Annotated in this window: 14 protein-coding genes and 1 pseudogene; 11 read left to right on the top strand and 4 right to left on the bottom strand. The window is 50.0% G+C overall.

The window, feature by feature from the left end; genetic code table 11:
* Nucleotides 1-4: 4 nt before the first annotated feature.
* The 3 genes from H583_RS0129195 to H583_RS0129205 are packed head-to-tail and all read right to left on the bottom strand — an operon-like array spanning nucleotide 5 to nucleotide 2,198.
* Nucleotides 5-736 (bottom strand): glycerophosphodiester phosphodiesterase, encoded by a 732-nt coding sequence (locus H583_RS0129195; protein WP_028563581.1) that lies wholly within the window; start codon nucleotides 734-736, stop codon nucleotides 5-7.
* Nucleotides 737-747: 11 nt separating this feature from the next.
* Nucleotides 748-1,737, bottom strand: a complete 990-nt coding sequence (locus H583_RS0129200) for a CehA/McbA family metallohydrolase (protein ID WP_028563582.1) — start codon at nucleotides 1,735-1,737, stop codon at nucleotides 748-750.
* Nucleotides 1,734-2,198: a hypothetical protein gene (locus H583_RS0129205; RefSeq protein WP_028563583.1), complete on the bottom strand. Its 465-nt coding sequence runs from the start codon at nucleotides 2,196-2,198 to the stop codon at nucleotides 1,734-1,736. Before H583_RS0129205 ends, H583_RS0129200 begins: the two co-directional genes overlap by 4 nt.
* A 545-nt stretch (nucleotides 2,199-2,743) precedes the next feature.
* Between H583_RS0129205 and H583_RS34690 the strand changes: the two are divergent.
* The 5 genes and pseudogenes from H583_RS34690 to rpsR all read left to right on the top strand — a co-directional run.
* Nucleotides 2,744-3,306: pseudogene (locus H583_RS34690) on the top strand (Dyp-type peroxidase); the annotation flags it as partial.
* Nucleotides 3,267-3,620: a hypothetical protein gene (locus H583_RS0129215; RefSeq protein WP_028563585.1), complete on the top strand. Its 354-nt coding sequence runs from the start codon at nucleotides 3,267-3,269 to the stop codon at nucleotides 3,618-3,620. The pseudogene H583_RS34690 and the gene H583_RS0129215, both read left to right, overlap by 40 nt.
* A gap of 91 nt (nucleotides 3,621-3,711) precedes the next feature.
* Entirely contained in the window at nucleotides 3,712-3,996 is a 285-nt protein-coding gene (gene rpsF, locus H583_RS0129220) for a 30S ribosomal protein S6 (protein WP_028563586.1), read from the top strand.
* Nucleotides 3,997-4,037: 41 nt separating this feature from the next.
* Nucleotides 4,038-4,586 (top strand): single-stranded DNA-binding protein, encoded by a 549-nt coding sequence (locus H583_RS0129225; protein WP_028563587.1) that lies wholly within the window; start codon nucleotides 4,038-4,040, stop codon nucleotides 4,584-4,586.
* A 19-nt stretch (nucleotides 4,587-4,605) separates the two neighbouring features.
* A complete protein-coding gene (rpsR, locus tag H583_RS0129230) occupies nucleotides 4,606-4,887 on the top strand; it encodes a 30S ribosomal protein S18 (RefSeq protein ID WP_028563588.1) in 282 nt (93 codons plus the stop codon).
* A 114-nt stretch (nucleotides 4,888-5,001) separates the two neighbouring features.
* On the opposite strand, the gene H583_RS0129235 is transcribed toward rpsR, so the two are convergent.
* Nucleotides 5,002-5,880, bottom strand: coding sequence for an arylamine N-acetyltransferase family protein (locus H583_RS0129235; protein WP_028563589.1), 879 nt, complete (start codon nucleotides 5,878-5,880; stop codon nucleotides 5,002-5,004).
* A gap of 378 nt (nucleotides 5,881-6,258) precedes the next feature.
* Here H583_RS0129235 and H583_RS0129240 point away from each other — a divergent pair, with 378 nt between their 5' ends.
* The 6 genes from H583_RS0129240 (at nucleotide 6,259) to dnaB (ending at nucleotide 12,807) form a co-directional block, all read left to right on the top strand.
* Nucleotides 6,259-7,272: an LCP family protein gene (locus H583_RS0129240; RefSeq protein ID WP_028563590.1), complete on the top strand. Its 1,014-nt coding sequence runs from the start codon at nucleotides 6,259-6,261 to the stop codon at nucleotides 7,270-7,272.
* Between the two features lie 211 nt (nucleotides 7,273-7,483).
* The gene (locus tag H583_RS0129245; RefSeq protein ID WP_028563591.1) at nucleotides 7,484-7,909 is read left to right on the top strand and encodes a CBS domain-containing protein; all 426 of its coding nucleotides are present in this window, start codon (nucleotides 7,484-7,486) and stop codon (nucleotides 7,907-7,909) included.
* A 175-nt stretch (nucleotides 7,910-8,084) separates the two neighbouring features.
* The gene (locus H583_RS0129250; RefSeq protein WP_245586042.1) at nucleotides 8,085-8,999 is read left to right on the top strand and encodes a DUF2232 domain-containing protein; all 915 of its coding nucleotides are present in this window, start codon (nucleotides 8,085-8,087) and stop codon (nucleotides 8,997-8,999) included.
* Between the two features lie 19 nt (nucleotides 9,000-9,018).
* Nucleotides 9,019-10,980 carry a DHH family phosphoesterase gene (locus H583_RS0129255; RefSeq protein WP_028563593.1) on the top strand — a complete coding sequence of 654 codons (1,962 nt, stop codon included), beginning with the start codon at nucleotides 9,019-9,021 and terminating at the stop codon, nucleotides 10,978-10,980.
* Complete coding sequence (gene rplI / locus H583_RS0129260) at nucleotides 10,977-11,420, top strand: 50S ribosomal protein L9 (protein ID WP_028563594.1); 444 nt, start codon at nucleotides 10,977-10,979, stop codon at nucleotides 11,418-11,420. The genes H583_RS0129255 and rplI overlap by 4 nt, the downstream gene beginning before the upstream one ends.
* A 25-nt stretch (nucleotides 11,421-11,445) precedes the next feature.
* Complete coding sequence (gene dnaB, locus H583_RS0129265; protein WP_028563595.1) at nucleotides 11,446-12,807, top strand: replicative DNA helicase; 1,362 nt, start codon at nucleotides 11,446-11,448, stop codon at nucleotides 12,805-12,807.
* Nucleotides 12,808-12,821 lie beyond the last annotated feature (14 nt).

The following is a 12,821-nucleotide window of genomic DNA, read 5'->3' on the forward strand; positions in this document are numbered from 1 at the left end:
AGAACTAAAGCTCCTCTTCCCACCGCTGTTTCACCATCATCAGTGTTGCCACGTCTCTTGTCGTGATGGAGTGGACACCCATCTTGGCATATTCACTCATCTCCCGGGCTGTGCCCACCGTCCAGATATAGACGGGTAGTTCAAGGTCAGCCGCATGTTCCAACAGTTCAGGCCTTATTAGCTGATAGGGCACATTAAGACCGAAGCAGCCTGCATGAGCGGCTTCTTCACAAGCCTGCTTCACCCCGCTTAAATAGTCACCGGACAGGAAACGGTCGGTATTTATGTTCAACAGCTTCTTGAGTGAAGGGGCCTGCTGCGCGGCCTGCAAGGCTCTGCTGTAAGGACATCCGGTCAAAAATACGTGTTCGGCTGCATTCAGCTTGTGAACTAGATCGGCGACCGGGGCGATGCATGCGTCTGTCTTGAGGTCGAGATTCATTCGTTTGCCGGGATGTGACAGAAGCAGTTGAAGTACGGTCTCCAGTAAAACAACCGGCTCTGCCGCTCTGTCATTCAATTGCTGGAGGGTCAGGGAGGACAAGCTTCCGGTTTGTCCGTCTGTGCATGGTACATGGTCATCGTGGCTAAGCACAAGGACGCCGTCGCGCGTTACTCTAATGTCGTCCTCAATAATATCAGCACCCAGGGAAAGGGCAGTCTGAGCCGATGCAAGCGAATTATCAGGCGTACCCATACATCCGGTATGGGCAGTAATCAGTGGAAATTGGGCCATATATTCAACTCCTATTCAAAATAAACGGGATTCGTAAAGGCAACCATCGTGCGTATCCCGCGCACAATACCCCGTAATTCAGCCCGCATCCAGATCAGGCCATCCCTTGGCAGTTCAGCTTGCAGCTCCAGCAGACCGTCAGATGATCCGAGCGGATAGTCGGCAATGACCCCCTTATTGCTGATTAGTATAAGGTGGTAATCAGGGTGGGGGAGCGCCCACAGTCCGCTGCGAACTGTACAATCAATCGAGACCTGTGCGGTAACGGCCCCTTCACCGGCAGGCACGATGCTGCCCAGCCCGTAGACCTGTGCAGCGCTTATCACTTCCAGGTTCACGAGCGGACCGATTGTGACGGATACCCGTCCTTGACGGAGCGCTGCTACGGCTTGTTCAGTATCTATTGTTGTCTCATTCTTCACTCCCAGATAGGTAACCGAGATTGGCTCTTCTGTATCGGCTTGTTCATGCCAGTCCCGCCCCGAAGTTGCCGCAATGCGGTGGCCCTCATTCAGTTTATCTGTCCAAAGTGAGAATGCACGGCTGTTGTCCGTTTTAATAGGCGCGAACGTACCGGACCATACTTCGATATAGTCAAAATCATTCCAGTCCTGCACGGCATATTCCCAATAGCAGCCTGTACAAGCCGGACTGCCGATGCGGAACGGGTGTGCGAGCCCTGCAAGGCCGCCATGCCGATGAACGGCGGCTACGCCATCATGAATGTTGGCCGGTTGCGCTTCGCGCCAATCGACGTAATCGTCTAGTCCGATGGTAACCATATGCCCGTGAAAGGTGGTCCATTCCATACCCGGCAAAATGAAGATCCCCGCTGATTGTTCGACGATTTGCTTGTCTGCCAGGCCTGACATCGTATTGTGATCGGTGAGTGCCAGACAGTCAAAACCCAGCCTTGCTGCTCCATTACCCAGCTCTTGCAAGGTTTGTCTGCCATCACTGTGCACGGTGTGCGTATGAAGCTCACAAGCGAGCCACCTCATATCGCTTCCTCCTCTTCTGCCCATGCTTTCAGATGATAGGTACATGACCCGGTTACAATAGAATGAAGACTCAGCGTAATTGTCCATGTTCCTGTGATGATCTCTCCAGGCAATAATCCCGGAGAAGCGGCACTTTCCGAGAGAAAGAGCTGTTGTATGGAATCATGGCGATGGCAGGCTCCGCGATATTCATTCGGATCATCTACCGAGATGGTAATGAGATTGCTAAGGGGCAGGTAGCGGTCTATACCGGATAAGGCCAATTCTTTTTGTTCCGGCAAAACATACCGCTCCAGACTTTGTTCCAGAAGCTTGCGGCCCTGAGCGTTATCATCCAATAATTTGGGCTCGTATTCGAAATAGAGATAAAGAGCTTTAACAGGTCTGTCCAGCGGAAATGAATAACGGATATGGCTTTGGCTGTGATTGGGATTAACGGCACTTTTAATATCAATGAACATAAGACGCTTCCTTTTCGATTCATTTCATTTATGTGGGATCGTTCCCATGAATTCAATTTAACGCCGTAATGTTTGAGCAATATATGCTCAGCAATAATCATTTGTAAATATTGAGCGGTTTTATAAAGATAAAGGACAGGTGACGTTAACAGGAGGAAATAATTGAGAAGAAAGGGCAACATTGATTTCATACCCGTATAAAAAGAGGGGAGTGAATGCAAAAAAGCCAGCATTGCCTCTCGGCAATACTGGCTCCTGACGGTGATTGATTTGGATCGGGTAAAGCATTGCACTTTTCACCTTAAGAAACCTTGGCCCACCGTTTATACGATGCTTGTGTTGCAGACTAATTGTCTTTGGCACAACCCTCCGCTTCTAAATGCTTAGTGAAACTATACCACCTGCGGTTGTTGCTCCAAATGGTTCAACGGAACCACACCTCTCTTTTCACCGTCAACAATAGCATACCCTGCACTCGTTTTTTTATAATCGGAAATGATTTCCAAGCAAAAAGAATCGTGTTGACACTGTCTGAGCGAGAAATTAATGTGCGGATACTGTTTCAAAAATGGACCGCTGCAGCGGCTGAGATGGCGACGGGACAGATGATCGGCGATTTGAATGAGCAGCATAATGCACCGCCCTTAGACACGGAAGAAGCCGAAGGGCTGTCTGCTTCCAAGGTTACGATTACTTTTGGAGTTGGCCCGTCTTTTTTTGACGGGCGTTTTGGTCTGGCAGGGAAACGTCCGGCCGAGCTTCAAGATCTGCCTTCCTATAGCGGGGATCAGCTATCCGAGGATTGGTGTGGAGGAGATATTGGTATTCAGGTATGTGCCAATGATCTGCAGGTCGCTTTCCATGCGATCCGCAACCTGGCGCGTATTGCCCGGGGAATAGCGGTGCTGTATGGACTCAGGAAGGGTTCCAGCGTACGGCAGGGGCCGATCCCAAGGGGCAGACGCCGCGTAATTTGCTTGGCTTCAAGGATGGCACCGGCAATCCTAATGTGAACGATACGCAGGCGATGGCCAAAACAGTGTGGGTTCCTTCAGCTGATGGTCCGGCATGGATGGAAAATGGCAGCTATATGGTGACGAGGCGGATGAGCCCGACACTGTGAGCCAGCAAATAACCGTCACGGATATGCTTCTTCTATTAGAAGATGCGCAATCACAGATTGCAGCCGGGAATGCTTCTGCCGCTTATGACAAGGTACAGCAATTCATATTGCAGTGGCCAAATGTAGAGACCCAGATATCGACACGGTCCAAGTCAGCGTATCAGCAGGTTGAGAACAAAATGATCGAGCTGTCAGGATATCTGGTGTCGCAGCCGCCCGACCTTGCGAAAGCAAACCAGTGTGCTTATACAGGGAATCCGGGATTTATTTTGGGTGGCGACTTGCCACAGGAAACCTGATTTGGTATAGTATTATGGAATGCGAGTCAGCTCGCTCCTTGCTCTCGATTTTTTTGGTGAGGGCCGCTAGTCCAAGAGGAGGTGAAACAATATGCGCAAATATGAAGTGATGTACATCATTCGTCCAGAAGCTGAGCAGGAAACTGTACAAGCTATCGTCGAGAAATTCGAAGGCATCATCAATAATGGCGGAGAGGTTACAAAATCCGATCTGATGGGAAAACGCCGTCTTGCGTATGAGATCAATAAGATTCGTGACGGGATTTACGTCCTGGTACATTTCAATGCAACTTCCGAAGTTGTTGCTGAACTTGACCGCGTCATGAAGATTACGGATGAAGTTATCCGTTTCTTGATCGTTAGAGATGTAGCTTAATTCTTACGCAAGAATGTTTTTTCGATTGGAGGCGAGAACCGATGTTGAACCGTGTTATTCTGATAGGCAGGCTTACAAGAGATCCCGAAATGCGTTATACACCTTCCGGTGTAGCGGTAACGCAGTTCACACTGGCTGTAGATCGGCCGTTTACGTCCAATCAAGGCGAGCGTGAAGCTGATTTTATCCCGGTTGTTACCTGGCGTCAGCTGGCAGAGACCTGTGCGAATTATCTTCGCAAAGGACGTCTGACTGCAGTTGAAGGCCGTATCCAGGTGCGCAGCTATGACAACAATGAAGGCAAACGTGTCTATGTGACAGAGATCATCGCAGACAATGTTCGCTTCCTGGAGTCAGGCAACCGTGACAACGGGCCCCGTGAGGAATTTAGCGGCGGTGCTGGTGGCGGTGGCGGCGGCTCACATGGCGGTGGTGGCAACAACTACGGTGGGGGCAATAATGCAGGCGGTGGAAACTCTTCGTACGGCTCAAGCCGTTCCGGGAATGCTCCATCACGGAATAACAACAATGATCCGTTCTCGGATGACGGTCGCCCGATCGATATCTCAGAAGATGATCTGCCATTTTAGATGAAAGGATGAATGACGAATGAGCTTTAAGCAAAGAGAAGGCGGCGATGAGCGTCCAGAACGCAAATTCGGCGGCCGTAAAGGCGGACGTAACAAACGTCGTAAAGTATGTTTCTTCACTGTAAACAAAATTACTCACATTGACTATAAAGACATCGACTTGCTCCGTAAGTTTATCAGCGAGCGCGGCAAAATCTTGCCACGTCGTGTAACAGGCACTAGCGCTAAATACCAGCGCCTGCTGACTGTTGCCATCAAACGTTCACGTCAAGTGGCGTTGCTGCCATACACAACGGAATAGTTCGAGCTTCATTGAAAGGCTGCCCTGCCACTTGGCTGAGCAGCCTTTCTTTAATAAAAAACAGCCCCTCAGGGCTGTTTTTTATTTGATAATGATTAATGATTTGGATGAGATTTATGATTTGCTTCGTTCAACGGACTTCTTCCATTCAACATGTGAAGCATATACTTTTTTCCACAGCTCATCCCGCTCCAGACTGTTATACCGGACGAGCTGTTCTCCAAGCACATCACCCAGTAACTCCAGCCATTGGGACTTGTTCGTAATCTCCGTTTTTTTGACTCCATTAATATCAATTGTATTCCACATGCAGCCTCTTAATTCATAGCTTCCGTGTTCATTGCGCAATTTGGCCAGGAATAGCTTGGTCCATGGCGAGTCTGCCGACTGGCTGTAAAATTCATGCTTCGGCTTGAACTCCTCCATATCTGAAACAACAGCAGAATCAAAGTCTACGCCGACAGAGGAGCCCCGCGGATCATGCAGCAGACGCCAGCCTTGGGCAGCCACTTCAGATTGTACCACCTGATAGGTAAGCGGGCCGTGCTTATAGGTTCCGAAGCGTAAAGGGAGCGGTTCATAAGGCATGTCCCCGAGCCCGGCGTCAACAATGTAGGTTTCTGTTTCCCCTTGCTCATTGTTCAGGGTAGCGGTAAGCCCTAAATGGAAAGAATTGATACGCGGCTCTGTGCCTGGCGGCTGTACTCCTGCCCGGTGCATTGAAACCTGATAGCCAAGGGTGCGAAGCAAAGTGCTGAATGCCCCATTCAGATGAAAGCAATAGCCGCTTCGATTGCCTAAAATAAGCGCAATGGACTGCTCGATATCGATGCCGGAGGGATCCCCCATATAAATATCGACAGTCTGCCAGGAAATTTTGCTTACATGCGCCTTATGCAGCTCAAATAAAAAATTCTTGGTTGGCGGCTGAATCTCTGCGATTCCAATACGGTTCAGATATGCCTTGACTTCTTCTTTTGTCATGGTATACATGATTGGTTCCCCCTTATTTAATAAAGTTTTATTTTTTCTTTAGAATAATCTCAACCGTTATTGATAGACTCATTGTATGCGCGGGTGATAGATTGCACAATGCATTTCAGAGCCAACTGTATCGGTACAGATGGCTGCTTATGGAGGAGAATTACAGCCGTCGCTACAGGTTTTCATGAAACGCCTATCTTGCATAATGCTGACAACGGTCTATACGCACACATGAAAATGTCCCGCCCTACACATAGTAAAGACCTGTGACTTCCTCTTTTTAAAGGGGAGAGGAATAATTTGACCGCTTGGTTTTTGTAACTTCCTGCAATTTTAGATCGTCAACTGGGGTAGGGATTTACAAATTAGGGTTAGGAGAAATGCGTCATGCGTCGATTAAATAAAAAAGTATGGCTGACAGCTATCATTGCACTTATTGTATTGCTGGGCTGCGTGGGCTACTTTAACCGGACTGCGCTGGCACTGTGGGGCTTTGATCAATTCCTGTCTGATCATGTGGAAAATAAACTGGGGCAGAGCTACAAGCCGCTGCAGCGGCCGGATACGAACAAGTCCGGGGGAGAATTAAGCGAAGCTTACAAGAAGCCGATGACAATGCTGCTGCTTGGGATTGACCAGAGGTATAAGGAGAGAGGGCGCTCGGATACCATGATTGTGACGGTGGTGCGGCCGAAGGACGGCGCGCTGCTGATGCTCTCGATTCCCCGTGATGCCTTTGTGGACATTCCGGGCCGCAAGTCCAAGGATAAAATTACGCACGCTTATGCATTTGGCAAGGCCGACCTTTCGGTAGCTACTGTAGAGGAACTGCTGGGGATAAAAATCGATCATTATGCTGCGATCAACTTCAAAGGCTTCCGTGAGGCGATTGATGCGCTTGGAGGCATTCCGCTGCCGATTGACAAGGATATTGTCAATAAAGGATATGATCATGAAAAATTCACGATCAAAGGCGGACAGGACCGCTATAACGGGACGGATGCTCTGAATTATGTCCGTTACCGTGAGGATGCGGGAGGCGACAGCAGCCGCGCGGGCCGCCATCAGATTTTTATTACCAACTTGATGAATGAAGCGACCCACTTATCCCAATTGTCGAAGCTTCCCGGATTATTTGATATTATGGGGGACAATTTTACTACCGACTTGAATCCGGAGCAAATCATCGGTCTTGGCAAATCCATGCTCGATAAGCGTACGGTATACAGCTACACGCTTAAAGGCGACGGACATCGTCTGGTGAATGGCGGGCCATGGTACTTCTTCCTGAATGACAAAGATGTAGAGCAAGCCAAACAATGGATCAAGAGCTGGATGGATGATTCCCTCACGCTGAATCAGCTGCCTGTCCCCGAGACGGATCAATCCGGCAAGGAATAATCCATAGCCTGGCTAACGAAGCCCTGAATGAGCAGGATATAATTTCCTTGCCCGTTCAGGGCTTTCAATTTAACAATTTCGGTTTGAGCGATATGGCAGCGGTTTAATATTCAGGTGGAATGCCATTGAACTGTAATGCCAAAAAACGTTAAAATAGACTAGGCAGGGTAAGAGTGCAACTTACCATTTAGGAATGGAGTGTTTTACAATTATGAATATTGCGTTTTTCTTGTTACCTAAACAGGATGTTATATTTGTTACTGAGGAAGTGACTCTTAGACAGACGCTGGAGCGCATGGAATATCACCGTTACACCGCAGTGCCGATACTCGATCAGGAGGGCGGCTATGCTGGCACCGTAACAGAGGGTGATTTGCTCTGGTTTATGAAGAATCATCCGGAAATTACATTTGAGCAGTGCCATAAGGTCAAGCTGGCCGACATCCCCAGACGGCTGAAAAATCTGGCTGTGCAGATCGATGCCAATATGGAGGACCTGATTTCCCTTGCCAAGGTTCAAAACTTTGTACCCGTCGTCGATGATATGAACCGCTTTATCGGAATTGTGCGGCGCAGCGATATTATTGATTATTGCTCGGAAGCCATGATGAAATTTTCTATGAAACAAGAGGCATAATAAATTTGCAGGGCCGGTAGATGCTACCGGCCTGATTTATACTTTACGCCCGGGCCTGGTTTGCAGATTGGCATTTCTTCGCAAGGGCCTGGCAGCGGTCAAAAGTTTATGGCAGAGCCATGTTTATGGTATAATGGGGAGTAAAGCTTGTCCGCAAGCTTATAAAATGCAAGAGGTGAACGGCTTGAATACCGGTTTGAAATCGGTGCTATGGAGCGCCGCAGCCATCGTGCTGCTGTTAATGATGACGATACCGGTCATCAACATTTTAGCAAGTGTCTTAATCATGGTTCCTTTCATTGTGCTGTACACCACTTTGCCGCGCAAGCTGTTTGCTCTTTATGTTGTCATCACACTTGGCTTAGCGTATGCCTTGATGGGTCCGGCGGTACTGATCTTCGGGCTGTTCTTCCTGGTGCCTTCGATTGTCGCAGGGCATATGTACCAGCGGAAGGCGCAGGCGAGAACCGTATTGACGGTAACGACGATTGTACTGTTAGCCCAGATGCTGCTGGAGCTTTTGCTGTTCTCCGCTATTTTGAGGGTATCTCTGGTATCGGAGCTTGGCAATCTGTTCCGCAACTCGGTCCGTGAATTGGGCCAGCAAGGTCTGATGCCTCCGGTATGGAATGATGCGATGACCGATGCGCTCATCAAGTTAATGATGCAGTCCATACCGCTTGTGTTCATCATCTTGTCATTCGTGCTGGCTGTGAGCGCGCACTGGATCAGCAGAAGAGTGCTGAACAGGGCCTATGGTCAGGAGATTTCAGGAATGCCGCACGCCAAGGACTGGATGATGCCCAAGTCGCTTGTTTTCTACTATGTCGCGGCGCTGATTTTGGAACTTTTCATGACAGGAGATCATAATTCTTACATCAGTGTTGTACTCATTAATATGATCCCTCTTTTGCGGTTAGTGTTTGCGATTCAAACTGTAGGCTTCTTCTTTTTTGTGGCCGACCAGAAGAGATGGCATAAGGCTGTTCCTCTATTACTGGCGGTACCCGTCTTCTTGTTCCCGCCGCTTAGTCTGATCGGGGTGCTGGATACAGCATTTCCGATTCGCAAATCGTTCAAAAGAACATAAATACAGGGGCGGATAAAGAATGCCGAAGTTTTTGGTAAAAAGATGGCACGGCTTGCACCATATTTGCGCTTTTGTTGTTATGGTTGCAATGACGGCTGCCTTAAGCTGGCTTCATTGGCTTGCAGCAGTGCTCGGCTTGCTGGCAACGATCGGATACGGGCTGTTTACCCTCTTTGCAGAGCGTGCGTTCCGCAAAGATCTGAGGGCTTATTTGAACACCTTGTCCTATCGTGTCAAGAAGGCAGGCAATGAGGTAATCAGCGAGCTGCCATTTGGAGTTGTCCTTTATAACGAAGACAAGATCGTGGAGTGGCATAATCCTTTCGTGGCTGAAATGCTGGAGGGGGAGTCCTTCATCGGGCAACCGCTCAAGGAGCTGTTTCCTGCCTGGCAGCCTGTAAAAGGGAAAGAGCTGTTGAGCGAGGTGGCTGTAGGCTCCAAAATGTACTCCTTTTCAGTGAAGCCGGATGAACGTCTGATCTACATCCGCGACATCACCCAGCGCTGGACGCTGGAGAGGAAGTACGAGGATGAGAAGCTTGCGATCGGTACTGTAATGATGGACAATCTGGAAGAGGTTACGCAAGGGATGGATGAGCAGCAGCGTGCCGCTCTGCTGTCCAAGGTAACCAGTGAAATAACGGATTGGGCGCAGAAGCATCACTTGTACCTGAAGCGTCTGACCTCCGACCGTTATTTATTTATTACAGATTACGCTACGCTCAAGCATCTTGAGCAATCGCGATTTGCGATTTTGGATCAGGTCCGCGAGATGACGCAGGAACAGAAAATTCCGATGACACTGAGCATCGGCATCGGAGCAGGCGGCGCGAATGCGATTGAGTTGGGGCAGTGGATGCAGACCAGCCTTGATATTGCGCTAGGACGCGGTGGCGACCAGGCTGCTATCAAGATTGGCGAGAAGCAAACATTCTACGGCGGCAAGTCCGGAGCTGTAGAGAAGCGCACGCGTGTCAGAGCGCGTGTTGTTGCCCATGCTCTGCGTGACATGATCAAGGAGAGCAGCAATGTGGTCATTATGGGCCACAAGATGCCGGATATGGATTCGGTCGGTGCAGCAATCGGGGTGCTCAAGGCGGCGCAGATATTTGATAAAGAGGCATACATCGTAATTGAGGGTATCAACCCTGCGATCACACGAATGATGGAGATGATCCGGGAGGAGCCGAAGCTGTTCAAGTGGTTCATCTCGCCGGAGCAGGCGCTGACGCTGATCGGACCAAAGTCGCTCGCTGTCGTGGTTGATACGCACCGCGCTTCAATGGTTAAGGAGCCGAAGCTCCTGTCGATGACAGAGCGGGTCGTTGTGCTCGACCACCATCGCCGCAGCGAGGAATTTATTCATAACCCTCTGCTTGTCTACATGGAGCCGTATGCCTCATCGACATGCGAGCTGATTACCGAACTGCTCCAGTACATCCATGAGCGTGTATCTCTGGATGTTACGGAGGCGACCGCCTTGCTCGCAGGGATTACGGTTGATACGAAGAGTTTTTCGCTGCGTACAGGAGCAAGAACGTTTGAAGCGGCTTCCTTCCTGCGGCGCAACGGTGCTGACTCTACGCTGATATTGAAAATGCTCAAGGAAGACCTTGATGATTATGTGAAGAAAGCCGATATTATCAAGCAGGCGGAGATCGTGCACGAGCATATTGCGATTGCGGTGACGGAGCCGAATCGCAAATATTCGCAGCTGATGATTGCACAGGTAGCGGATACGCTGCTCAATATGAATGATGTGCTTGCTTCTTTTGTTATAGGGGAACGTCCGGATGGATTTATCGCGATTAGCGCCCGCTCGCTTGGACATATGAATGTCCAGGTTGTTATGGAACGCATGGGGGGCGGAGGCCATCTGACGAATGCGGCTGCTCAACTTGAGTGTTCGCCAAAGGAAGCAGCCAAGCGGCTGAAGCAGGTGCTTAAAGAAATCGAAGAGGAAGAGGGGTTGTTCGAATGAAAGTCATTTTCCTGCAAGATGTAAAGGGTCAAGGCAAAAAAGGTGAAATCAAGGAAGTATCGGAAGGGTATGCGCGCAATTTTCTGTTTCCGAAAAATCTCGTCAAGCTGGCCTCGGATGGAAACCTGAAAACATTGGAAGTGCAGAATGCGGCCGAGCAAAAGCGCAAGGATAAGGAAAAAGAGGATGCCGAGAAGCTTGCGGTCAAACTTGGGGAGATGAAGGTTGTCATCAAAACCAAAGCCGGCGAAGGCGGCAGACTGTTCGGAGCCATTACAAGCAAGCAGGTAGCGGAGACATTGGCTGCACAGGGTGTCAAAATCGACAAGCGCAAAATCGAGATGGATGAGCCGATTCGTGCGCTGGGAGTGACTCAGATTGCTATCAAGATTCACCCTGAGGTGAAAGCAAAGGTAAGTGTACACGCAGTTGAAGAATAATGAACTCGGGTAAGGAGCTGGAACCATGGACCCGGATCTGATGTTTGATAGAGTACCACCGCAAAATATGGAAGCCGAGCAAGCTGTGCTCGGCTCTGTTTTGTTGCAAAGCGAAGCCTTGATCTCGTCAATGGAACGCATTCGCAGCGAGGATTTTTACAGCACGGCCCATCAATTGATATTTGAAGCGATGATTGAGCTGGGAGAGGCGAATCAGCCGATTGATCTGGTCACATTGACCGCGAGTCTGCAGGACAAGCAGCAGTTGGAGGAGATTGGCGGCGTCAGCTATCTGGCGAAGCTTGTAGGCAGTATGCCGACGGCGGCCAACGTAGATTATTACGCCCAGATCGTCGAAGAGAAATCCATGTACCGCAAGCTTATCCGCACTGCGACCCAAATTGTGACGAATGGCTATGCGGCTTCGGATGATATCGGAATGCTGCTGAGCGAAGCTGAGCAGAAGATCATGGAAATCTCCAACCGGCGCGCCAGCAGCGGCTTCATCTCCATTCGGGATGTGCTGATGGAGGTCTTCGAGCGGGTGGAGCATCTCTATTCCAATAAAGGGGGATCGACGGGGATTCCGTCGGGCTTCACGGATTTGGACAGAATGACTTCGGGCTTCCAGCGCAGCGACCTGATCATTGTTGCTGCCCGTCCTTCCGTAGGAAAGACGGCTTTCGCGCTTAATATCGCCCAGAATGTCGGTGTGCGTGCGCGGGAGACGGTTGCCATATTCAGTCTGGAGATGTCCGCGGCCCAGCTCGTTCAGCGGATGATCTGTGCGGAATCGAATGTCGATGCGACAAGAATGCGTACAGGTCATCTGGAGGGGGACGACTGGGAGAAGCTGACGATGGCAATTGGCTCCTTGTCGGAGGCGGAAATCTTTATCGATGATACACCGGGTATTACGGTGGCAGAGATCCGGGCCAAGTGCCGGAGGCTGAAGAAGGAGAAGGGACTCGGGATGATTCTGATCGACTACCTCCAGCTGATTCAGGGCCGGGGCAAAGCCGGGGAGAACCGCCAGCAGGAAGTATCCGAAATTTCCCGGACGCTCAAGCATATTGCCAGGGAGCTGGAGGTTCCGGTTATTGCGCTGTCACAGCTCAGCCGGGGCGTAGAGCAGCGGCAGGACAAGCGTCCGATGATGTCTGACCTTCGGGAATCCGGTTCGATCGAGCAGGATGCCGATATTGTCGCGTTCCTTTACCGGGATGACTACTACGATAAAGAATCCGAAAAGAAGAACATTATCGAGATCATTATTGCCAAGCAGCGGAATGGGCCAGTCGGAACGGTAGAACTGGCTTTCCTGAAGAACTACAATAAATTCGTGTCGCTCGACCGGACCCATCAGGAGCCGGGAGCTGCTTCATGAGTGGGGTTTACGAA

This window comes from Paenibacillus pinihumi DSM 23905 = JCM 16419, from assembly GCF_000422505.1.
GTDB lineage: Bacteria > Bacillota > Bacilli > Paenibacillales > Paenibacillaceae > Paenibacillus_D > Paenibacillus_D pinihumi.

Coding starts and splice junctions, on each gene's coding strand:
- H583_RS0129195 (WP_028563581.1), bottom strand. CDS start 736: ATGGCCCAATTTCCACTGATTACTGCCCATACCGGATGTATGGGTACG.
- H583_RS0129200 (WP_028563582.1), bottom strand. CDS start 1,737: ATGAGGTGGCTCGCTTGTGAGCTTCATACGCACACCGTGCACAGTGAT.
- H583_RS0129205 (WP_028563583.1), bottom strand. CDS start 2,198: ATGTTCATTGATATTAAAAGTGCCGTTAATCCCAATCACAGCCAAAGC.
- H583_RS0129215 (WP_028563585.1), top strand. CDS start 3,267: ATGGATGGAAAATGGCAGCTATATGGTGACGAGGCGGATGAGCCCGAC.
- rpsF (WP_028563586.1), top strand. CDS start 3,712: ATGCGCAAATATGAAGTGATGTACATCATTCGTCCAGAAGCTGAGCAG.
- H583_RS0129225 (WP_028563587.1), top strand. CDS start 4,038: ATGTTGAACCGTGTTATTCTGATAGGCAGGCTTACAAGAGATCCCGAA.
- rpsR (WP_028563588.1), top strand. CDS start 4,606: ATGAGCTTTAAGCAAAGAGAAGGCGGCGATGAGCGTCCAGAACGCAAA.
- H583_RS0129235 (WP_028563589.1), bottom strand. CDS start 5,880: ATGTATACCATGACAAAAGAAGAAGTCAAGGCATATCTGAACCGTATT.
- H583_RS0129240 (WP_028563590.1), top strand. CDS start 6,259: ATGCGTCGATTAAATAAAAAAGTATGGCTGACAGCTATCATTGCACTT.
- H583_RS0129245 (WP_028563591.1), top strand. CDS start 7,484: ATGAATATTGCGTTTTTCTTGTTACCTAAACAGGATGTTATATTTGTT.
- H583_RS0129255 (WP_028563593.1), top strand. CDS start 9,019: ATGCCGAAGTTTTTGGTAAAAAGATGGCACGGCTTGCACCATATTTGC.
- rplI (WP_028563594.1), top strand. CDS start 10,977: ATGAAAGTCATTTTCCTGCAAGATGTAAAGGGTCAAGGCAAAAAAGGT.
- dnaB (WP_028563595.1), top strand. CDS start 11,446: ATGGACCCGGATCTGATGTTTGATAGAGTACCACCGCAAAATATGGAA.